This window comes from Acinetobacter sp. RW6, from assembly GCF_041956835.1.
GTDB classification, from domain to species: domain Bacteria; phylum Pseudomonadota; class Gammaproteobacteria; order Pseudomonadales; family Moraxellaceae; genus Acinetobacter; species Acinetobacter calcoaceticus.
Map to the genome: position 1 here is coordinate 2,947,046 of NZ_CP167121.1, position 19,749 is coordinate 2,966,794.

Sequence of the window (19,749 nt, forward strand, 5' to 3'; positions counted from 1 at the left end):
GATTTGCTGTTGGCTGAATCAATGGAGTTACACCATGTCTAAGGTTTGCCAAGTTACCGGCAAGCGTCCAGTCGTTGGTAACAACGTCTCACACGCCAACAACAAAACCAAGCGCCGGTTCGAGCCGAACCTGCACCACCACCGTTTCTGGTTAGAAAGCGAAAAACGTTTTGTACGTCTTCGTTTAACCACTAAAGGTATGCGTATTATTGACAAATTGGGTATCGAAAAGGTTGTTGCAGACCTTCGTGCTCAAGGTCAAAAGATCTAAGGAGTCTGAACAATGCGTGATAAGATTCGTCTCGTTTCTACAGCTGGTACAGGTTATTTCTATACCACGACTAAAAACAAACGTACTATGCCGGAAAAAATGGAAATCAAAAAATTTGATCCAAAAATCCGTCAACACGTGATTTTCAAAGAAGCTAAAATCAAATAATTTTAGCCTCGAAAAAAACGACTTCACAATGAGGTCGTTTTTTTTTGCATTTTTTTTATACCTGGCTTTTTTTTGTTAAACTTTCCACATATTTCGCCTTGGCATTTTTTATGCTTGTCTTTAGCCTAACTCACGTAAAAGGAGTTTTTAGTGCCGCATGACGTAGATTTAATTGTTTTACTTGCTGTTGGTTTCGGTGTTGCCCTCTTCTTTGGTTATCTTGCAGCCCGATTACGACTTCCCCCTCTTATCGGCTATTTAATTGCCGGAATTATTATTAGTCCAAATACACCCGGCATAGAAGCTGATATGCATCTTGCTAACCAGCTTGCAGAACTCGGGGTCATGTTTCTGATGTTTGGTGTAGGAATGCACTTTTCATTAAATGACTTATTGCTCGTTCGCCGTATTGCTGTACCAGGCGCGATTTTACAAATTGCGGTCGCTACCCTATTAGGAGTTGGCGTATCCATGCTATGGGGATGGAGCTTTGGTTCTGCACTCGTTTTTGGCTTAAGTCTGTCATGTGCAAGTACTGTTGTATTATTAAAAGCTTTAGGAGACCGAGGTCTTTTAGATTCAGTCAACGGTAAAATTGCTGTAGGTTGGCTGTTAGTCGAAGATTTAGTCATGGTACTTGTTTTAGTACTCCTTCCAGCTACAGCAGTTTTACTCGGCGGAAAAGCACCAGAAGGTGCAGATGGTAATATCTGGTTAACCCTTGGGCTCACTTTATTAAAAGTAGTTGGCTTTATTGCCTTTATGCTGATTGTAGGTAAACGCGTTGTTCCTATTATTATGCAGTTTGTTGCTCGTTTAGGTTCAAGAGAGTTATTCACCCTCACCGTTGTTGCGGCTGCTGTTTCAATTGCCTACGGGTCTTATGCCATTTTTGGGGTTTCCATGGCATTAGGAGCTTTCTTTGCGGGGATGGTTGTTAAAGAGTCAGACTTTAGCCACCGCGCAGAAGAAGAAACGCTTCCATTACGCGAAATTTTCTCAATTCTGTTTTTTGTCTCTGTGGGAATGCTTTTTGACCCAAGTATTCTTGTAGAACGTCCACTACATATTTTGGCCGTTATCGCCATTATTATGGTGGGGAAAACAATAGCGGCAATGGCTTTGGTTTTATTCTTTCGTTACCCCATCAATACAGCCCTTACAGTTGGCGCGAGTTTGGCCCAAATTGGTGAGTTCTCATTTATTTTAGCAACTCTCGGTGTCTCATTAGGTTTATTAACTTTAGAAGCACAAAACCTAATTCTAGCTGGTGCTTTATTTTCAATTACGCTGAACTCTTTTATATTCTCTGCAATTGAACCAGTACAACGCTGGATTCGTGAGCGCTCTCACTTAGCTCGTCTTCTTGAACGTAGTGGTGACCCATTAGCAATGTTACCTGATGAAGTCGATCAGGCTTACTTACGCGATCAAGTCGTCATTGTGGGGTACGGCGGTGTGGGGCGACGTATCACTGAAAATTTAATTAATGAGAATATTAAGGTCGTTATTGCCGAAGAGAATCGTGAAATCGTAGAAAAGCTACGTCATTCGAATATTGCAGCAGTTAGTGGTGTTGCGACTGAACCAAGTGTTTTAATTCAAGCACATATCATGCATGCAAGACTCTTGGTGATTTCACCTATGGATATTCTAGATATTCACCGTATTGTGGCGATTGCTAAGCAATTAAACCCTCAAATTCAGGTGTTAATTTGCGCAGAAAGTAAAGAAGAAGCGGCTATCATTCGAGATGAGAATATTGGTGAAGTGTTCTATGCTAAAGAGGAAATGGCAAAGAATATGAGCCATCATATAGTAAATCAGATCGAGCTTGCCCATCAGTCAACTATTCATTAACTGATATAAAAAGCGTACTCAAGAGTACGCTTTTTATTAGCTCAAGAATTTAGGCTGTTCGTCTACTACCTCAGCCTGCCACTCATTTACCTGCTTCTCAAGCAGTCCAAACAATGCAGCCTGAATCATATGTTGGGCAACCACAGGTGTTTGTTCACCTAAGATTGCTTTTACTTCATCGCTAAATTGAATTTTGACCAAGGGTTCATTCTCAGAACCGGCATTACGCAAGGCAAGTTCACCACCTTCGAGTTGGACTAATTCCAACACTGCTTCTTGATTTCCAAATAACTCTTTCAATTGCTGTATAGACATATACTTCCTCCATGTTTCAACATGGTGGCAAAGCACCCTTGCACTTTGCATCTCTTGTCTTATTTATATAGGCACATCCACACCAAATTTCAAGCACTAGGGCAGTTTAATTTTAGAACTCGACCATTTCATTACGAAAACCATCAATTAAATGGGTTAATTCTCGATGCCATTCACGCAAAATTTTGACATCAGGCAACCAAGATTGAGGACCTTGAGTTACTTTGATAATCAGGTTAGACGATGTCTCTTCTTCAGGGGTCGGCTCTTTTGGTTCCGGCGCATATTGGCACATACGATAAGCTCGCTTTAACTCAGCAACAAAACCATCTTTTGCCAATTGCTGCAAAACAGAGACTTCAGGAGAAACCTGCCCTTTTGCCGCCATATGTTCCTCAATAGATTTTAAGGTAGGTTGTAAATCATTTAAACGATAATAACGTACCAATTCTTGCAAGAAAGCTAACATTGCACCATGTAGGTGGAATACAGCTGCTTCACGGTGAGCTTGTATCTGCTGCACATGATCGGTCTGTTCAGCCTGTTGACACGCTAAGCGCGCAAAATAGAGCTTCTGATTGGTACGATCGGCATGATAACGAGCAACACGTGACATAACTAAACTTTCCTGTTTTTAAATCGCCATTTCAACGGCTATTCTTAGCTTAACGGCTCCATTGATAAAATCAACGTTATTTATGGTAAATCCAGCTCAACTTGATAAATTTTACGTTTAGCTAAAGTTTTTAATGGCTGCCTTATAGGACGAACATTACTTAAAACCCAAGCAAAATATCCCTCACTCCAAGCAGTTGCACATGCGGGCTCAATTTCATCATTTCGCCAAGCATGAATAGAGTCGATATCAACCAAAGCGACAGCAACTCCCTGTTCTTCAACAGTATCTTTGACCAAAAAATTTTGGTTCTCGACAATTAATAGATCTTTGATTGGCAGTTTTGTAGGTACCCATGAACGCACTTCAAGTGTTTTTATACCTTCAGCGATACGAGTACCATTTGGCGCGACAATCGAAAGAGCTAAAAACTGTCTTTTCACACTGAAGACTTATTCTTCAGCTGCTTTAACGCGAATTCCATTGCCTTTAACTTTAAGCAGGTTTAAGCCTTTAATTGCCTTAATTGCTTCACGTGGGTTAGGCATTTCAACAAAACCAAAACCTTTCGATTTACCTGTGTCTTTATCAGTAACAAGAACACACGTTTCAACTTTACCAAATGCTTTGAATAACTCTAAAATTTCAGTTTCACTCACAGCACGATCTAAATTACGAACTAATATCTTCATTTTCTAACCTTAATTGGCAATAAAAGGGAGCAGCCAATATATTTAAGTAATCACAATGTCTTATACAGTAGTTTAATCCAGATCGATACCAAAACCTAAATTTACTGTTGGGGAACGGTTCCATTGCTTTTTAGCAAATGGCTGAGGTACTTGCCTATGAATCTTTGCCTGAACCAAATGTGCAGGAAGATCATTTAGGAAATAACTTTCGATTTTACGACCTTGCTCATCGTAATTGTTTTCTGACCATGTATTGAGGTTTTGCTTGGTCAAAATTAATTCATTTTCTGCACGTGTTAATGCAACATACAATACGCGGCGCTCTTCTTCGACATCATCAAAATCGCCCTGTGCCCTTGCATAAGGATATTGATTTGGCGATACATGAGGTACATAGCAGACTTTCTGTTCAGCACCTTTAGCTGAATGGATCGTAATTAAAGTGACTAAATCCTGATCAGCTGCTTTTTCAATTTCAGAAACTGAAATAGGTTCAAGAACATACTCTTCAAGGAACTCACCTAACGATGCATGTTTACGCGCAAGTTGCTTGACCAAATCAAAGTCTTTTAAGCGGCGTGACCAATCTTTAGTTTTATAATTTTGCTCTAGCTGTTCACCTAAAGCATCGAGTGCTAAGCCAATACTTGCTTCAACATGCTGTTGTAATACATCTAGCTGTTTTAAAATTAGAATCGCTTGTAAAGGTACTTTGCCATGACGTTCTAGACGATTGCAGCGCTCCTCAACATCAGCAATTCCCATCAGATCTTGAGCGAGCTTACTTGCACCAACATCACCAATACCATCCCACAAGGTTAAAAAACGCATCCACGCCAAATCATCGTGAGGATTGCTCACAATACGTAGCAGGCTAAGTACGTCTTTCACATGAGCAGACTCAAGAAGTTTTACCCCACCAATAAAACGGTAAGGTAATTCAGCAGCAATAAAAGCCCCTTCCAGATATCGTGCACTATAGCCAGAACGCACTAAAATCATATGGTCGTGCCAGCTTGCACCTTGCTGATGTCGCGTTATTAAATCCTGTGCAATCCAATTTGCTTCTTCATACTCATTACCAAACAAATGTAGCTGTGGCTTTTGGCCTTGACCACGATGTGCTTGTAACTGTTTTTGATAATCAATTGGACTGTGTTCCAATAACCAGTTTGATAAATCCAGAATTTCTTGAGTCGAGCGGTAATTTAAATCCAGTGTATGAATGACTGCGTCAGGTATCCGCTCTTTAAAAGAATGGATATTTTCAAAGTCTGCACCGCGAAAACCATAAATCGACTGGGCATCATCGCCAACACAAAACAACTTCACTTTGCCAATTAACGGCTGCAATAAAGCCCATTGTAAAGGGTTGGTATCTTGCATTTCATCAACCAGCAATGCCTGACAAAAGCCTGCCACCCAGTTGGTGAGTGCTTCAGAATTTTGCAAATGGACAGCTACAATTGAGAGAATATCGTCGTAATCCAAAAAATTACGTTCTCTTTTACGCTGCTCATACGTTTTCATCAAATCTGCAATTTGAGTCTTATGCTCATAGGCTTCTGGAAGCTGTTTGATTAATGCTTCAGAAAGTTTTGTTTGAGTATTTCGGGCATAAGAATATAAATCACACAGCTCTGCGGCTTTAGGCAAGACATTATCTTTATCTTTGCCTCTTAATAAACGAAACATGAGCAACTGATCATCACGATCAATAATACTAAATTGATTTAAGCCAAAAGCTTGTGGATTACGGCGCAGTAAATACATACAAAAAGTATGAAAAGTTGAAGCTCTCAGACCCTTTGCCTGTGCTCCGACGTGCTGTTCTACTCTTGCAACAATTTCACTCGCAGCACGTCGAGTAAACGTTAAAATCTGAATTTGGTTCGCTGGCAAGCCTTGATCAATTAAATAGGCTGCACGCGCAACAATCGTTTTAGTCTTGCCACAACCAGCACCCGCCAAAACTAAACAGTTCTGCGCAGACGTTGTTGCTGCTTTTTTTTGCTGAGCATTTAGTTCATTAATTAATTTTGCAAGACTCATAACACATATCGCTAACACACCAAGGCATAGTTTAACAGAGCCCAGCAAAGATGGGTCTGCCCGTCCTAAAAACAAAAAGAGCACTTAAAGTGCTCTTTGAGTCGATATTATTTTTTAAGATACTGTTTCTGAACTAGATGGAAGATGTTTGATGGCTGAAGCTAGGCCAAGGAAATTAATTCCCTGAAATAAGATATCAACAGCAAGGAACATTCCCAGCACCCAAAAAGGTGAATCTTTAGAAACCAAAATTAGAATACCAGTAAATAAGGTGAGCAGTCCTGAAAACAAGGTCCAGCCCCACCCTGTAATGGGCTTAAGTAAAATTGCATTTATAGTACGTATAGCACCCGCAATGATAAGCGCTATAGATAATAGGCTTGTTAAAACCACAGCTGTAGTGACTGGAGTAGAAAAAGCGTAATAGCCTGCCATGAGATAAAGCACACCAAACAGTGCCCATAACCATCGGCTTGCACCTTTAAAAACACTCATAGCTGCGACGAGATGCAAGACACCACCGACCATCATAAGTATTCCAAATAAAAAAACGACAGAAAAAGTCGCAAATGGCAAGGAACTAAATAAAATCAGCCCAAAACCAATAAGTACAAAGCCTAATATCAAATACCATTTACGGTCAGCATGTAACTGATTACGTACCAAATCATTACCTACAGTTTTCATCATGGCTACTCTTATTATCAGGTATTAGAATTTCATCTACCTAATAATAGTGATGCATTTCACATTTTTTGTCTGTATAAAATCTGCATCGTTTTTTAACAATTGATGTGGATAAAGCAGTATTTATCCACAGTTTTATTTCACCCAGCCAATTTCTCGGGCAGTAGGTAAACCTATGATCGTTTCTTGTAAATTATTGGGCATTTTACTACTCTGCTCGAATAAGGCAGTACGGCCTCCCATAATTTCAGCTTGAGTTTGCGGATAAAGAGGAATTTTTTCTGGTTGAGCAAAACCTAGGGGATAAACTGGCTGTCCTGTTTTTAAATCATATTTGTCCTGTGCTCCAAAGCCATGCAATAACTCATGAACGATGACGACTTGATTTTGTGAAGCTTGTGTTTTGGTCGCAAATAAATTAACACTACCAATACGACCCTTTTCTAAAGCAGTCGAGTGAATCAAGACTTTCTGATAATTTGGATCATAATAATTTAAGTAAAGTTTGAGTGATGCTCCACTATCCCCGGGTTGTGTTTGTCGCCATGCATAAAAACGAAACTTTAGACTCCACCACATAACATGCAAGATATTGGCATTTTCAGGAACCTCAGGTGGTCGTTGCTGTAACTGTTGTCCTAAGCGGATTACAAAGTTTCCTGTTTGCCCGCGATAATGCTGTGACCATTCATCTAGATAGTTTTTAATTGCCCAAAAATCTTCGTTTTTCAACTGATGAATATAGCTCTGCGTTGATTGTAAACCATCAGCATTCACTGGATGTAGAACGACTACAACTGTGTGATTCCAATCTTGATTCTGATCTCGCCATGCCTGAACAGCAACAATCAACAAAATAATTAATAAGCATAAGACCCGAATGTTTTTCCACATTCTTATTCCCCGTAAAATTAAAATTTTCTTTTATTGTTTTAGACATAAAAAATGCTAGCTGAGCTAGCATTTTTTATAGTGGGCTTGTTTAACCCTCAACCCATTTACCATCTTGATAAATCAGGCTCCATTTGGTTTGTTTACCCTCTGGTGTTTCCGAGCCTACATATTGTGATTGATTCTTACGACTGAATTTCACAACTGCTGGATTACCTTCTGGATCTACATCGGGTGCTTGCAAAATAAATTGATATTTTGGATCAAGCTGAGCTGCAACACTACGTAACTCAGCAACTTTTGGTGCGCGTGTTTCACGAATTTTCGGGAATTTACTCGCTGCCAAGAATAAACCTGCTGCGCCATCACGTAACACAAAGAAGTCATCATGTTTCGCTGAACGTAGGTGTTCCATCTTGATTGGCTCTACACGTGGAGGTGCAGGTTGGCCGCTCTTCAAGACTTTACGTGTATTGTCACAACTGGTACAAGCGAAATATGGACCAAAACGACCCGTCTTAAGCTGCATTTCACCATCACATTTATCACATGGGATCGTTGGGCCATCATAACCTTTAATCTTGAACTCACCTTCTTCAAGCTCAAAACCATCACAGTCTGGGTTATTACCACATACGTGCAGTTTACGACCACCATCAATCACATAGCTGTCCATGGCTGTGCCACATTTCTCACAGCGATGCTTTGACATCAAGTCTGCTGTTTCTGCACCATCATCATCAGATAGCGCAGCTAACGACTCAACAGGTGTTAAGTTCAGTGTACCTTTACAACGTTCTTTAGGCGGTAGGTTATAGCCAGAACATCCTAAGAATACACCAGTTGTACCCGTACGAATCTGCATTGGACGTGAGCATTCAGGGCAGTGTACTGCTGGTACTTCAACCGGTTGGTTACGGCGCATTCCCTGCTCACCCTGAGCATTAGTTAAACGTTTTTTAAAGTCGCCATAGAAAGCATCCAGCAACTCTTTCCAGTTACGCTCCCCCGTTGCGACTTTATCAAGCTGACCTTCAAGATCTGCCGTAAAGGCATAATTCATCAGGTTATTAAAACTTTCATCAAGACGATCCGTCACAATTTCGCCCATTTTTTCGGCGAAAAGACGACGGTTTTCTAACTTAACGTAACCACGTTCCTGAATGGTAGAAATAATAGCTGCATAGGTCGAAGGACGGCCTATACTACGCTTTTCAAGCTCTTTAACTAAAGATGCTTCAGTAAAACGTGCAGGTGGTTTAGTAAAGTGCTGACTTGGATCTAACTTTTCTAATTTTAAAATTTCGCCTACTTTAATTGCAGGTAAAATAATATCGTCATCTGACTTATTCGCGCCACGTACTTTAGTGAAGCCTTCAAATACAAGCGTACGGCCTTTCGCCTTTAACTCAACATTCGCTGCTTCAACAATCAAAGTAGAAGATAAATATTCTGCTGGTGTCATTTGACACGCAACAAATTGACGCCAGATCAAATCATATAGACGTTGAGCATCACGCTCTACACCCGCAAGCTGATCGCCAGTAAGGGCAACATTTGATGGACGAATCGCCTCATGGGCTTCTTGAGCACCCGCTTTGTTACCATAGCGGTTTGGCTTTGCAGGTATATATTTTTCACCATATTGGCTTTCAATATGTGCACGTACCATGCTTACTGCATCATCACTCAAGAATGTTGAGTCAGTACGCATATAGGTAATAAAACCTGCCTCATACAAACGCTGCGCCAGCATCATGGTTTTCTTTACAGAAAAGCCTAAACGCGTACTTGCAGCTTGCTGTAACGTTGAGGTGATATAAGGTGCACTTGGATTGACCTTAGTCGGTTTATCTTCACGCTGTGCAACTTTATATTCAGCACCTTTTAGAACATCTAATAAAGCATCAGTTTCAGCTTTGTTTTTCAGTTTAAGGGTTTTACCAGCCTGTCTAAATGCTTCAAGACGAATATCATCTTTTTTGGCATGAGTATCTGCAAAAACTTGCCAATATTCTTCTGGAATAAACGCACGAATTTCACGCTCACGCTCTACAACCAGTTTCACTGCTACTGACTGCACACGTCCGGCAGATAAACCACGGGCAATTTTTTCCCAAAGTAATGGCGAAACCATAAAGCCCACTACACGGTCTAAGAAACGGCGTGCTTGCTGAGCATTCACACGATTTAAATCTAGGCGTGTTGGCTGTTTAAATGCTTCTTGAATGGCATTTTTGGTAATTTCGTTAAACACCACGCGGTGATAACGGCTGTCATCACCACCAATAACTTCTCTTAGGTGCCAAGCAATCGCTTCCCCTTCTCTATCCAAGTCCGTTGCGAGATAGATTGCATCGGCATCTTTGGCGAGTTTTTTGAGTTCAGCTACAACATTTTCTTTACCAGGCAGAACTTCGTAATGAGCTTCCCAATCATGTTCAGGATCAACCCCCATACGATTAACTAAAGCCTGACTAGCTTTTTGTTCTTTTTCGACTTCGGTGAGTTTAGTCCGGGCAGCCGGCTTTTTCTCTGTTGATTTACTGCCGCCTGTTGGCAAGTCACGTACGTGACCTACAGAAGACTTTACAATGAATTGCGAACCCAAATATTTATTGATGGTTTTCGCTTTGGCAGGCGACTCCACAATCACTAAGGCACGTTTAGGTGCAGCAGGTGCAGTAGATGCTGTGCTTTGAGATGCAGAGCGCGAGGTATTCGCCATATAAAATGTTATTCCTATACCAATAAATTTAAAAATCAGGCTTTAGCCAAGGCCAACAGATAAGCCTTCATCTCATCTAATTGTGTCGCTCTTAGGTCTGATTCCTCATCCCAATAAAGCCCTACACAGTTTGCCTGCATATCAATAGCATAAATCCCTTTTAATGCAATGGGAGAATCATTAAATTTCTCATCACCCTGAATTACTTTTAACTTGCCGTCTATAACGCGAGCACGCATTAAAGATAAACGGGCATCAGGAATCAATACACTATAATAAGCAACCATGCTGGCACGTTTTTCAGTAGCCATTGGAACATGTGTCCATTCAGGTGCAACAATTACACGTGGATGCAACCCTATTTTACGGGCTTTATCTCGCATAATACCAAGTGCCTTTTCACGTGGGCTCACTCTTAAACCAAAAATGGAGCCTAGTACGAAAAGAACAATGATAACGGTAACCCAAATTCCCATATTGTCCATAGCAAAACCTATTAATCTCTTTTATTAGAGTTGCATAAGCTGACCAGAAAACGCAAGTTACATCATAAAAATAATGCCCGATAAGATCGCAAGGCCCAAAATATCGGTATTTCAAGGTGCAAATTGCCGTGAGATTATTTAAATATGTTTAAGGGTTCTGATCGCTCGCAACCAATGTTAATTTACCGAATTGATCAAGATGGGCATCTCCCCATAGTTTTAAAGCAAACAAAATTTGCTCTAGACTCCGCCCTAAATCAGTTAGAGAGTACTCAACCTTAGGCGGAACTTGAGGATAAACTTCCCGATGGATAATTCCGTCTTGTTCTAACTCACGTAACTGATTTGTCAGCATTCTTTGAGTAATGCTTGGAACACGCTTTCGAATTTCATTAAACCTTAAGGTGCCTTCATTAAATAAATGCCAAAGAATGACGCACTTCCACTTTCCGTCAATCAAACTAATGGCTGCCTCAACTGAACAACCTGGAGAACAATCAAAACTTGAATGCCGTGCTTTTGCCATTTTACAGTATCCTTTTTGACACTATGAGCGTTATTTGTCTGTAGTCACCAAATTTAAGCTTACGTTATGATCAAACTCCCAACAAGAGGAATTATTATTATGAAAGCTGTGGCATATCAAAAAGCAGGTCCCATTACATCACCAGAGGCACTGGTTGACGTCGGACTAGAGACACCTGTTGCAGAAGGTCATGATCTACTTGTCCGTGTCCAAGCGGTCTCTGTGAACCCTGTAGACACAAAAATTCGCAGCAACGTAAGCGCAGATAATAATCAGTGGAAAACTCTTGGTTGGGATGCGGTAGGTATCGTTGAAGCGATTGGAGATCAAGTCTCACAATTTAAAGTCGGAGATGCAGTCTGGTATGCAGGTGCACTCAATCGCCAAGGTAGTAATAGTGAATTACAGTTGGTTGATGAACGCATTGTGGGTCATAAGCCAAAAACCTTAGAACCAAGAGAAGCAGCGGCCCTTCCTTTAACCGCAATCACGGCGTGGGAAATGCTATTTGATCGGTTACAGGTCCCAAAAGTTGCCCCAGAAAATACATCAATATTAGTGATTGGGGGAGCTGGTGGAGTAGGCTCAATCACAATTCAGCTACTCAAACAGTTGACTAATATCACTATTATTTCTACTGCATCACGAACCGAAACTAAAGAATGGGTTAAGCAACTCGGTGCTGATTATGTGTTAGATCATCGTCAACCTTTAACGGCACAAATCAAGCAATTAGGTTTAAATGCACCTTTATATGTGTTCTCGACCACTCAAACAGACCAACATTTATCAGACATCGTAGAGTTGATTGCACCGCAAGGTCATTTTGGCTTAATCGATGATCCGGCACAGTTAGATATTAAACCTTTTAAATCTAAGTCTGTATCAGTGCACTGGGAGTTTATGTTCACTCGTTCTATGTATCAAACCCAAGATATGGTTAAACAAAGTGAATTACTCAGTGAGGTTGCCGAACTTGTTGACGCAGGTAAAATCAAGACAACTGTTTCGCAAGTTTTAAGCCCAATTAATGCTCAAAACCTAAAACTGGCTCACCAACAAATTGAAAGTGGTATGACGAAAGGGAAAATTGTATTGCATGGTTTTTAAGCAAAATTCATAAATATCCCCTAATAAAATGGCAAGTATTGAACTTGCCATTTTATTAATAGTGAGGAGGTTTATTGGTTAATGGGTCAAAAGCGGCAATACCTTCTGATAAATCCGATGATTCCATACGTTGATAAAGAAATTGCATTTGTTTTTTTAAATCAGCTATTTCTTGAGTCTGAATAGCGAGTTGTTGATTTAATTCTTCAACTAAATCATCCAAAAATGTAATTCGCACTTGCAAATCTTCAATGGGTGCGGACAATGACGCTTGATCATCATGATATGGTGGTTTAGTCATTTAAATCCTCATTTGAGATTCTGGAAAACATTATGGCCTATATTACCCTAAGGGATGTCCAACTTGCTTTTGGCGGACCTGCCTTGCTCGATGGCGCGAACTTTAATCTAGAACGTGGCGAACGAGTCTGTTTAATTGGTCGTAATGGTGAAGGTAAGTCTACTTTACTTAAACTGATCGAGGGAAGCCTATTACCAGATTCTGGTGAAGTTTCCATTCAAAATGGTCTAACTGTTTCAATGTTAGCCCAAGACGTTCCCATGGACTCTGGCAAAGTAGCCGACATTGTGGCAGATGGTGCAGGAGAAGCGGCAGAAGTACTCAGAGCTTATCATGAAGCGACAGACGCTTGTATGCTAGGAGATATGGAAGCCTGTGACCGTATGGGCAACCTACAGCATAAGCTAGACCAACTAGACGGTTGGGCACTCGAAAATAAAGTAAATGCTCTTCTAAGCAAAATGGGTCTCGATCCAAATGCCGACTTGGCAGACCTGTCTGGTGGACGTAAACGCCGTGTTTTATTAGCTCGCGCTCTTTTGACACAACCAGATGTATTACTTCTAGACGAACCAACGAACCATTTAGATGTTGAAAGTATTGAATGGTTAGAAAAATTTTTACTAGATCAAAATAATTTAACGCTTCTGTTTATCTCGCATGACCGTTCTTTTGTAGATAGCATTGCAACTCGAATTGTAGAACTCGATCGTGGCATTTTACGAGGCTATGAAGGAAATTATTCACGTTATTTAGAGCTAAAAGCTCAGCAAATGGAAGCCGAAGAAAAACAGAATGCTTTATTTGATAAAAAACTAGCTGAAGAAGAGGCTTGGATTCGCCAAGGTATCAAGGCACGTCGTACGCGTAATGAAGGCCGTGTTCGCGCCCTAAAAGCTTTACGAGAAGAATCTAAAGCACGCCGCTCACAACAAGGCAAAGTGAGTATGGCAACTCAAGATGCAAATCGTTCTGGTAAATTAGTATTCGATATCGAACATTTAAGCGTCGCTTATGATGACAATTTACTCATTAAAGATTTTTCTGCCCTTGTCATGCGCGGTGACCGTATTGGTTTAGTCGGCGATAATGGTGTTGGTAAAACGACATTGATTAAAGCTATTTTAGGTACAATCGAACATGGCGGATCAGTTAAAACAGGCACACAGTTAGAAGTTGCTTATTTTGACCAGTTGCGTAATGCTTTAGACCTTGAAAAAACGGTCATGGCCAACGTTTCAGAAGGCTCTGACTTCGTTGATGTGAATGGCAACCGTCGTCATATCTACAGCTATCTACAAGACTTCTTATTTTCACCTGAACGTGCACGTACTCCAGTAAAAGCACTTTCTGGTGGTGAACGAAATCGTATCTTACTGGCTAAATTGCTGCTCAAACCGTCAAATCTGATTGTAATGGATGAGCCAACCAATGACTTGGATATGGTAACCCTTGAGCTACTTGAAGAAATGTTAGCTGAATACAAAGGCACTTTGCTTCTCATTAGCCATGACCGTGCGTTTATGGATAACGTAGTAACATCGACGTGGGTATTTGATGGTAAAGGTAACATTGCAGAGTACATCGGTGGCTATCAAGACTATTTACAACAGCGTCCAGATGACAAAGTAGTAGATCAGAAATCTGATGTAAAAAAAGCTCAGGCAAAAGCTGAAGCTGAAAAAGCCGCAGCTCAGAACAGTGCTAAAAAAGTCAAACTTAGTTATAAAGATCAGCGTGAACTTGAACAATTACCCGCTGAAATTGAAAACTTAGAAAAGGAGCAAGCAGAACTTTCTGAGAAACTTGCAGATGGTTCATGGTTTGTTAAAGATGCTGACGCAGCAACAAAAGCGAGCCAACGTCTTACAGAAATTGACGAGTTATTACTTGAAAAATTGGAACGTTGGGACGTGCTTGAACAAATGAGCAAAGGAAACTAATCAGCTTTACTTTGCTAAAAAGAACGTAAAAAAAGAGCCTCCTTAAATTAAGGGGGCTCTTTTTTATATTGCGAATATTAAGCTTTTTAAAAATCAAAGCTTATACATCACATAAAGGTAATCGATTATATCGTAGCTATTTTTCGTATTTTAAAAATAGCCTTGTGCTTGAATATAAGACTTCTAAAAATAATTATGTTATACCTAACAACATAATAATATTGGAGTGTTTTCGCATGCTAGAGCTTTCTCAAATTTTGGCATTTGGACTAATTTGTTTGGCGATGGTACTCACTCCTGGTCCCAATATGATTTACCTTATTTCTCGTTCGATTTGCCAAGGAAAAACAGCAGGATTTATCTCTTTAGGTGGGGTAGCTGTAGGCTTTATCTTTTATATGCTTTGCGCATCTTTTGGTATTACGGCGTTAATTGTAGCTGTTCCCTACGCCTATGACACTATTCGTATTGCGGGTGCAATTTATTTACTCTGGCTTGCATGGAAAGCATTACGCCCAAACGCCTCCCCTATTTTTAATGTAAAAGATTTATCAGTAGACTCTCCAGCTAAACTTTTTTTAATGGGTTTTGCTACAAATTTGCTTAATCCTAAAATTGCCATTATGTATTTATCTTTACTGCCACAGTTTATTCACCCACAACAAGGCAGTATTTTATGGCAATCAATCCAACTTGGTACGATCCAAATTTTTGTAAGCGTTTCAGTAAATGCTCTTATTGTACTTTCTGCGGGTAGCATTGCACTTTTTCTACAAGAAAAGCCTCTTTGGGCAAATATACAACGCTGGCTCATGGGAACTGTATTAGCCGGACTCGCTGTTAAAATTCTTTTAGAAAATCGCCGATAACCCAGCCTTCTTATTTCAAAACCTCTTAACACTCAATTGAACAGTGTATTACGACGATAAATTCAGTTCGTGATACACTTTTGCCAGTTTTAATTTTTTGAAATCTTTATATCGTTATGAGCAAAAAGCAGCCCTATACGCCCGGTGAATTTCAATGGTCCTTTTTATTGCCTAAATATTGGGGTGTTTGGATTGCTATTGTCTTTTTAATGCTTTTGGCCATTTTACCTTGGACCATACAATGGCGTCTGGCGCACAGCGTAGCTCATCTGGCTTGGAAATATCTAAAATCACGTCGTAAAACGACTATTCGTAATTTAGAAGTCTGCTTTCCTGAATGGTCTGCCGATAAAGTTCAACAGCAAGCTCAACAAGTTTTTGTCGATATGATGCTTGGCGTGTTTGAAACCTTAAATGCATGGTACAACCCGCGCTGGTTTAAAAACCGAGTCACTATTGAAGGTTTAGAGCACATTACCAATGCCCAGTCTCAAGGCAAAGGTGTTTTATTACTGGGGACTCATAGCACGCTTCTTGATGCAGGCGGCTATCTTTGTGCTCAATATTTTGAACCTGATGTTGTCTATCGCCCTCAAAATAATCCATTACTCGATATGCTTATTTATCGTTGCCGTGCCACCATCTATAAAGCACAAATCGATCATGATGATATGCGTGGTTTAATTCGTCATCTTAAAGATGGCGATGCAATTTGGTATAGCCCAGATCAAGACTTCGGACTCAAACAAGGTGTTATGGCACCTTTCTTTGGTGTACCTGCTGCCACAGTCACTGCACACCGCCGCTTATTAAAAATTTCAAAAGCAGTCGCCGTGCCTTTATATTTTTACCGTCATGGGGACATTAAAAACCCCAAATATCATGTTCTGATTGAACCCGCAGTCGACAATATGCCAAGTGATGATGAAGTCGATGATGCAACACGCGTCAATAAAATTATTGAAAATCAACTTCGAATCGCACCGACTCAATATATGTGGTTCCACCGCAGATTTAAGACACGTCCTGAAGGATATGAAGAAATCTATTAAATAATCTTCTGTAATTACCGCATCATAGTTATAAACATCTAAATAATATCCAGTATGTACTATCGTGCGAAGGCGACAAGGATGTCGCCCGTTGGACTACGACATCATGGATGTGTCGTTAGTCCAACAAATGGTTTTGTTACTTTTGCCAAAACAAAAGTAAGGAGTAAACTCCAAATATTGAATGAATAAACTGCAAGACTCCGCTTTGCTACAACCTAAAGGCAAAAAATAATGAAAGTGATGCAACTTCTCCCAGAACTCAACAGCGGTGGCGTAGAACGCGGCACACTGGAAATTGCACGTGCGCTTGTTGCACAAGGACATCAGTCTTTAGTTGTGTCTAATGGCGGGCGCTTAGTCTCACAGCTCGAAGCTGAAGGTTCTACTCACTTAACGCTACCGATTCATAAAAAATCACTTTCAAGCTTGTGGCAGATCCGGCCTTTACGCCAGCTTATTGAACAGCATCAACCTGACATTGTTCATGTACGCTCTCGTGTACCTGCATGGTTAACTCATTTTGCTTTAAGAAAAATACCTACACATAAACGCCCTCACCTCATTAGCACGGTACATGGCTTCTACTCAGTCAATCGTTATAGCGCAATTATGACTCAAGCCGAGAAAGTTATTGCTGTTTCTGATAGCGTGGTCAAATACATCACTGACCATTATAAAAATTGCCCACCACAAGATATTGTGCGGATTTATCGAGGGATTGACCCAGCTGCTTTCCCGCATAACTATCACCCTCCAGCACAATGGTTTAATCAAGTTTTTAATGATTTTCCTGAGCTCGAAAATAAGTTTTTACTTTGCTTACCTGGCCGTATTACGCGTTTAAAGGGCCATGAAAGTTTAATTGAACTGATGCAACAGCTTCAGTCACAATATCCTCAACTACATGCGGTTGTTGTCGGCGGTGCTGATACAAAAAAACAGGCCTATTTAAATGAACTGCAAAGCACCATTCAAAGTAAAGGTCTCGCAGATAAAATTACCTTTGTAGGACATCGCTCAGATATACGTGAATGGCTCGCTTTTAGCGATATTGTGCTCTCTCTATCCAATCAGGCAGAAACATTTGGCAGAACAGCCTTAGAAGCGCTCTCAGTAGGTACGCCAGTCATTGGCTGGAACCGTGGAGGTGTTGCCGAGATTTTATCTAATGTGTATCCACAAGGTCTTGTTGAAGTAGGAAATGAAAAGATTTTACTGGAAACTGTTGAACAGCATATTGAACAGCCTCAAGTCGTTGCCCCAGTCACCATGTTTAGCTTGAAAGACATGTGTGATCAGACACTGGCACTATATGAATCTATACTGAAATAACCTCATAAAAAAACCCGCGATCAACGCGGGTTTTTACTACAATAACAAGGCAGATTATTTATAAGTTGCCTCATAAGCTGCTGCTTTCTCGCTGTCGTATTGTTTTTCCCATTTACTAATCACAAGTACTGCAAGTGCATTACCTACAACGTTCAATGCGGTACGCGCCATATCCATGATACGGTCAACACCAGCAATAAATGCTAAGCCTTCAAGTGGAATACCAACTGTATGTAACGTAGCTAATAACACCACGAATGATACACCAGGAACACCAGCAATACCTTTAGAAGTAATCATTAAGGTTACAACTAAAAGAACTTGTTGACCAATTGACATGTCAATACCATAAAGCTGTGCAATAAAGATAGCTGCAATACTTTGGTAAAGTGTTGAACCGTCAAGGTTAAATGAATAACCCGTTGGAATTACAAAACTAGAAATTGCTTTTGGTGCACCGTAGTCTTCCATTTTTTGCATAATACGCGGTAGAACAGTTTCCGAGCTCGCTGTTGAGTAAGCTAAGATCAGTTCATCTTTCAATATTTTCATTAGAATAAGGATATTGATACCGAACATTTTTGCAGTGATTCCTAAAACCACAAAAGCAAAGAATAAGATAGCTACGTAAACTAATACCACTAATTTAGCTAATGGAATTAATGATGCGAAACCGAAGTTCGCAACAGTTACAGCGATCAAACCAAACACACCAAATGGTGCATATTTCATAATGATGTGTGTCACACGGAACATTGTTTCTGACACAGCATGAAATACGCTTAACAATGGATCTTTGGTCTTCTCTGGCAATGAAGATAAACCAATACCAAATAACACGGCGAAGAAAATCACTGGCAACATTTCGCCATGTGCCATCGAGTTAATAATATTGGTTGGAATCATTGACAAAACTGTCTGTACCAAACCATGCGATTGAGAACCAACTTCTTCAGCTGTACTCTTATATTGAGAAATATCGGTTTGAACCAGTTGAGACATATCAATGCCTGAACCAGGATGGAAGATATTTGCCGCAACCAAACCAACTAAAATGGCAATCGTGGTAATAATTTCAAAATAGAGAATGGTTTTAAAACCAAGACGCCCTAAACTTTTCGTACTGCCAACACCTGCAATACCTAAAATTAAGGTAGAGAAAACGATTGGAATAACAATCATTTTGATCAGGCTAATAAAGATCTTACCCATTGGCGTAAGAACATTATTCACAATACTATCTTTTATTTCAGGCTGATTATGTAAAACAGCCCCTACAGCTATCCCTAGGACTAAAGCAATTAAAATTTGCCAAGCAAGGCTAAATTTAAAATTCTTCATAAGACAATCCTTATGCACCGCAAAGTATCAAATATGAGAGGGAGAAGACCACTAACTAAGAGTGAAACCTCAATATGTACAATAATTTCCAAACAGAAATTTAAATGCACAAACAAATCACAACTCGCCGATCCGGCGAAATAAACAACAATGCCTGTTGACGATCCAACATGTCAACGATCGGCACATTCTATTGAGATTTGCCAATTAAACAACCCCAATTTATATCTAAATAGATCAAAGCCTATATTTATTCATCAATAATCTATAAAAACAAAAACTTATCAAAAAAAAATTTTTATCTATTTTTCATTTAAAATTGCTCAGATATATAAAGAACTTATGAACTATTACCTATGGTTAAATAGATTTTTAAATTAAGATTAACTTAACAATATTTCTTATATTTGCAATGAACTAAATAGGGTATATATAAAATATTAACCCGAGTTCTGCGTCCTGCAAAACTCGGGTAAATGAGGTTGTGCTTTCAGGTTAATCGTTATT

At 40.0% G+C, this 19,749-nt stretch carries 20 protein-coding genes; 8 read left to right on the plus strand and 12 right to left on the minus strand.

Translation table 11 applies throughout. The features are described from left to right. Positions 1-34: 34 nt before the first annotated feature. The 3 genes from rpmB to ACB088_RS13950 all read left to right on the plus strand — a co-directional run bounded on the left by rpmB (position 35) and on the right by ACB088_RS13950 (position 2,299). The gene (rpmB, locus tag ACB088_RS13940; protein WP_000048256.1) at positions 35-271 is read left to right on the plus strand and encodes a 50S ribosomal protein L28; all 237 of its coding nucleotides are present in this window, start codon (positions 35-37) and stop codon (positions 269-271) included. A 12-nt stretch (positions 272-283) separates the two neighbouring features. Continuing rightward, positions 284-439 (plus strand): 50S ribosomal protein L33, encoded by a 156-nt coding sequence (rpmG, locus tag ACB088_RS13945; protein WP_003654787.1) that lies wholly within the window; start codon positions 284-286, stop codon positions 437-439. A gap of 150 nt (positions 440-589) precedes the next feature. Beyond that, positions 590-2,299: a cation:proton antiporter gene (locus tag ACB088_RS13950; RefSeq protein WP_375037249.1), complete on the plus strand. Its 1,710-nt coding sequence runs from the start codon at positions 590-592 to the stop codon at positions 2,297-2,299. 36 nt (positions 2,300-2,335) lie between these two features. On the opposite strand, the gene ACB088_RS13955 is transcribed toward ACB088_RS13950, so the two are convergent. The 10 genes from ACB088_RS13955 to ACB088_RS14000 form a co-directional block, all read right to left on the minus strand. Next, positions 2,336-2,614 carry a hypothetical protein gene (locus ACB088_RS13955; RefSeq protein WP_003654767.1) on the minus strand — a complete coding sequence of 93 codons (279 nt, stop codon included), beginning with the start codon at positions 2,612-2,614 and terminating at the stop codon, positions 2,336-2,338. A gap of 112 nt (positions 2,615-2,726) precedes the next feature. Next, positions 2,727-3,230, minus strand: coding sequence for a DUF6586 family protein (locus ACB088_RS13960; protein ID WP_003654765.1), 504 nt, complete (start codon positions 3,228-3,230; stop codon positions 2,727-2,729). A gap of 80 nt (positions 3,231-3,310) precedes the next feature. Further along, complete coding sequence (locus ACB088_RS13965) at positions 3,311-3,673, minus strand: ASCH domain-containing protein (protein ID WP_375037250.1); 363 nt, start codon at positions 3,671-3,673, stop codon at positions 3,311-3,313. 9 nt (positions 3,674-3,682) lie between these two features. After that, positions 3,683-3,922, minus strand: a complete 240-nt coding sequence (locus tag ACB088_RS13970; RefSeq protein WP_003654760.1) for an RNA-binding protein — start codon at positions 3,920-3,922, stop codon at positions 3,683-3,685. A 72-nt stretch (positions 3,923-3,994) separates the two neighbouring features. Continuing rightward, on the minus strand, positions 3,995-5,974 hold the full coding sequence (locus ACB088_RS13975) for an ATP-dependent helicase (protein WP_375037251.1): 1,980 nt from the start codon (positions 5,972-5,974) through the stop codon (positions 3,995-3,997). 114 nt (positions 5,975-6,088) lie between these two features. Next, entirely contained in the window at positions 6,089-6,661 is a 573-nt protein-coding gene (locus ACB088_RS13980; protein WP_003654755.1) for an HdeD family acid-resistance protein, read from the minus strand. Between the two features lie 135 nt (positions 6,662-6,796). Further along, a complete protein-coding gene (locus ACB088_RS13985; RefSeq protein WP_375037252.1) occupies positions 6,797-7,555 on the minus strand; it encodes a hypothetical protein in 759 nt (252 codons plus the stop codon). Positions 7,556-7,643: 88 nt separating this feature from the next. Beyond that, positions 7,644-10,280, minus strand: a complete 2,637-nt coding sequence (gene topA / locus ACB088_RS13990) for a type I DNA topoisomerase (RefSeq protein ID WP_375037253.1) — start codon at positions 10,278-10,280, stop codon at positions 7,644-7,646. A 35-nt stretch (positions 10,281-10,315) separates the two neighbouring features. Further along, positions 10,316-10,765 (minus strand): hypothetical protein, encoded by a 450-nt coding sequence (locus ACB088_RS13995; RefSeq protein WP_003654749.1) that lies wholly within the window; start codon positions 10,763-10,765, stop codon positions 10,316-10,318. Between the two features lie 148 nt (positions 10,766-10,913). Continuing rightward, the gene (locus ACB088_RS14000; RefSeq protein WP_003654748.1) at positions 10,914-11,291 is read right to left on the minus strand and encodes a helix-turn-helix domain-containing protein; all 378 of its coding nucleotides are present in this window, start codon (positions 11,289-11,291) and stop codon (positions 10,914-10,916) included. A gap of 99 nt (positions 11,292-11,390) precedes the next feature. Here ACB088_RS14000 and ACB088_RS14005 point away from each other — a divergent pair, with 99 nt between their 5' ends. Then, the gene (locus ACB088_RS14005) at positions 11,391-12,401 is read left to right on the plus strand and encodes a zinc-binding alcohol dehydrogenase family protein (RefSeq protein WP_375037254.1); all 1,011 of its coding nucleotides are present in this window, start codon (positions 11,391-11,393) and stop codon (positions 12,399-12,401) included. Positions 12,402-12,456: 55 nt separating this feature from the next. Here the strand turns inward: ACB088_RS14005 and ACB088_RS14010 are convergent, their stop codons facing one another. Continuing rightward, positions 12,457-12,702: a SlyX family protein gene (locus ACB088_RS14010; protein ID WP_003654743.1), complete on the minus strand. Its 246-nt coding sequence runs from the start codon at positions 12,700-12,702 to the stop codon at positions 12,457-12,459. A gap of 32 nt (positions 12,703-12,734) precedes the next feature. Here ACB088_RS14010 and ACB088_RS14015 point away from each other — a divergent pair, with 32 nt between their 5' ends. The 4 genes from ACB088_RS14015 to ACB088_RS14030 all read left to right on the plus strand — a co-directional run bounded on the left by ACB088_RS14015 (position 12,735) and on the right by ACB088_RS14030 (position 17,901). Next, complete coding sequence (locus tag ACB088_RS14015) at positions 12,735-14,645, plus strand: ATP-binding cassette domain-containing protein (RefSeq protein ID WP_133747593.1); 1,911 nt, start codon at positions 12,735-12,737, stop codon at positions 14,643-14,645. A gap of 236 nt (positions 14,646-14,881) precedes the next feature. After that, complete coding sequence (locus ACB088_RS14020) at positions 14,882-15,514, plus strand: LysE family translocator (protein WP_017388434.1); 633 nt, start codon at positions 14,882-14,884, stop codon at positions 15,512-15,514. Positions 15,515-15,630: 116 nt separating this feature from the next. Then, positions 15,631-16,566, plus strand: a complete 936-nt coding sequence (gene lpxL, locus ACB088_RS14025) for an LpxL/LpxP family Kdo(2)-lipid IV(A) lauroyl/palmitoleoyl acyltransferase (protein ID WP_375037255.1) — start codon at positions 15,631-15,633, stop codon at positions 16,564-16,566. A gap of 234 nt (positions 16,567-16,800) precedes the next feature. Next, positions 16,801-17,901 (plus strand): glycosyltransferase family 4 protein, encoded by a 1,101-nt coding sequence (locus ACB088_RS14030; RefSeq protein WP_375037256.1) that lies wholly within the window; start codon positions 16,801-16,803, stop codon positions 17,899-17,901. A gap of 54 nt (positions 17,902-17,955) precedes the next feature. Here the strand turns inward: ACB088_RS14030 and gltP are convergent, their stop codons facing one another. After that, entirely contained in the window at positions 17,956-19,242 is a 1,287-nt protein-coding gene (gene gltP, locus ACB088_RS14035) for a glutamate/aspartate:proton symporter GltP (RefSeq protein ID WP_092707243.1), read from the minus strand. Between the last annotated feature and the right edge of the window lie 507 nt (positions 19,243-19,749).

What these genes read in the sequence shown, in the direction of transcription:
- lpxL (WP_375037255.1), top strand. Translation starts at nt 15,631, where the DNA reads ATGAGCAAAAAGCAGCCCTATACGCCCGGTGAATTTCAATGGTCCTTT.
- ACB088_RS14030 (WP_375037256.1), top strand. Translation starts at nt 16,801, where the DNA reads ATGAAAGTGATGCAACTTCTCCCAGAACTCAACAGCGGTGGCGTAGAA.
- ACB088_RS13995 (WP_003654749.1), bottom strand. Translation starts at nt 10,765, where the DNA reads ATGGACAATATGGGAATTTGGGTTACCGTTATCATTGTTCTTTTCGTA.
- ACB088_RS13985 (WP_375037252.1), bottom strand. Translation starts at nt 7,555, where the DNA reads ATGTGGAAAAACATTCGGGTCTTATGCTTATTAATTATTTTGTTGATT.
- ACB088_RS13975 (WP_375037251.1), bottom strand. Translation starts at nt 5,974, where the DNA reads ATGAGTCTTGCAAAATTAATTAATGAACTAAATGCTCAGCAAAAAAAA.
- ACB088_RS13980 (WP_003654755.1), bottom strand. Translation starts at nt 6,661, where the DNA reads ATGAAAACTGTAGGTAATGATTTGGTACGTAATCAGTTACATGCTGAC.
- ACB088_RS13960 (WP_003654765.1), bottom strand. Translation starts at nt 3,230, where the DNA reads ATGTCACGTGTTGCTCGTTATCATGCCGATCGTACCAATCAGAAGCTC.
- ACB088_RS14000 (WP_003654748.1), bottom strand. Translation starts at nt 11,291, where the DNA reads ATGGCAAAAGCACGGCATTCAAGTTTTGATTGTTCTCCAGGTTGTTCA.
- ACB088_RS14015 (WP_133747593.1), top strand. Translation starts at nt 12,735, where the DNA reads ATGGCCTATATTACCCTAAGGGATGTCCAACTTGCTTTTGGCGGACCT.
- ACB088_RS14020 (WP_017388434.1), top strand. Translation starts at nt 14,882, where the DNA reads ATGCTAGAGCTTTCTCAAATTTTGGCATTTGGACTAATTTGTTTGGCG.
- rpmB (WP_000048256.1), top strand. Translation starts at nt 35, where the DNA reads ATGTCTAAGGTTTGCCAAGTTACCGGCAAGCGTCCAGTCGTTGGTAAC.
- ACB088_RS13955 (WP_003654767.1), bottom strand. Translation starts at nt 2,614, where the DNA reads ATGTCTATACAGCAATTGAAAGAGTTATTTGGAAATCAAGAAGCAGTG.
- topA (WP_375037253.1), bottom strand. Translation starts at nt 10,280, where the DNA reads ATGGCGAATACCTCGCGCTCTGCATCTCAAAGCACAGCATCTACTGCA.
- ACB088_RS14010 (WP_003654743.1), bottom strand. Translation starts at nt 12,702, where the DNA reads ATGACTAAACCACCATATCATGATGATCAAGCGTCATTGTCCGCACCC.
- gltP (WP_092707243.1), bottom strand. Translation starts at nt 19,242, where the DNA reads ATGAAGAATTTTAAATTTAGCCTTGCTTGGCAAATTTTAATTGCTTTA.
- ACB088_RS13970 (WP_003654760.1), bottom strand. Translation starts at nt 3,922, where the DNA reads ATGAAGATATTAGTTCGTAATTTAGATCGTGCTGTGAGTGAAACTGAA.
- ACB088_RS14005 (WP_375037254.1), top strand. Translation starts at nt 11,391, where the DNA reads ATGAAAGCTGTGGCATATCAAAAAGCAGGTCCCATTACATCACCAGAG.
- rpmG (WP_003654787.1), top strand. Translation starts at nt 284, where the DNA reads ATGCGTGATAAGATTCGTCTCGTTTCTACAGCTGGTACAGGTTATTTC.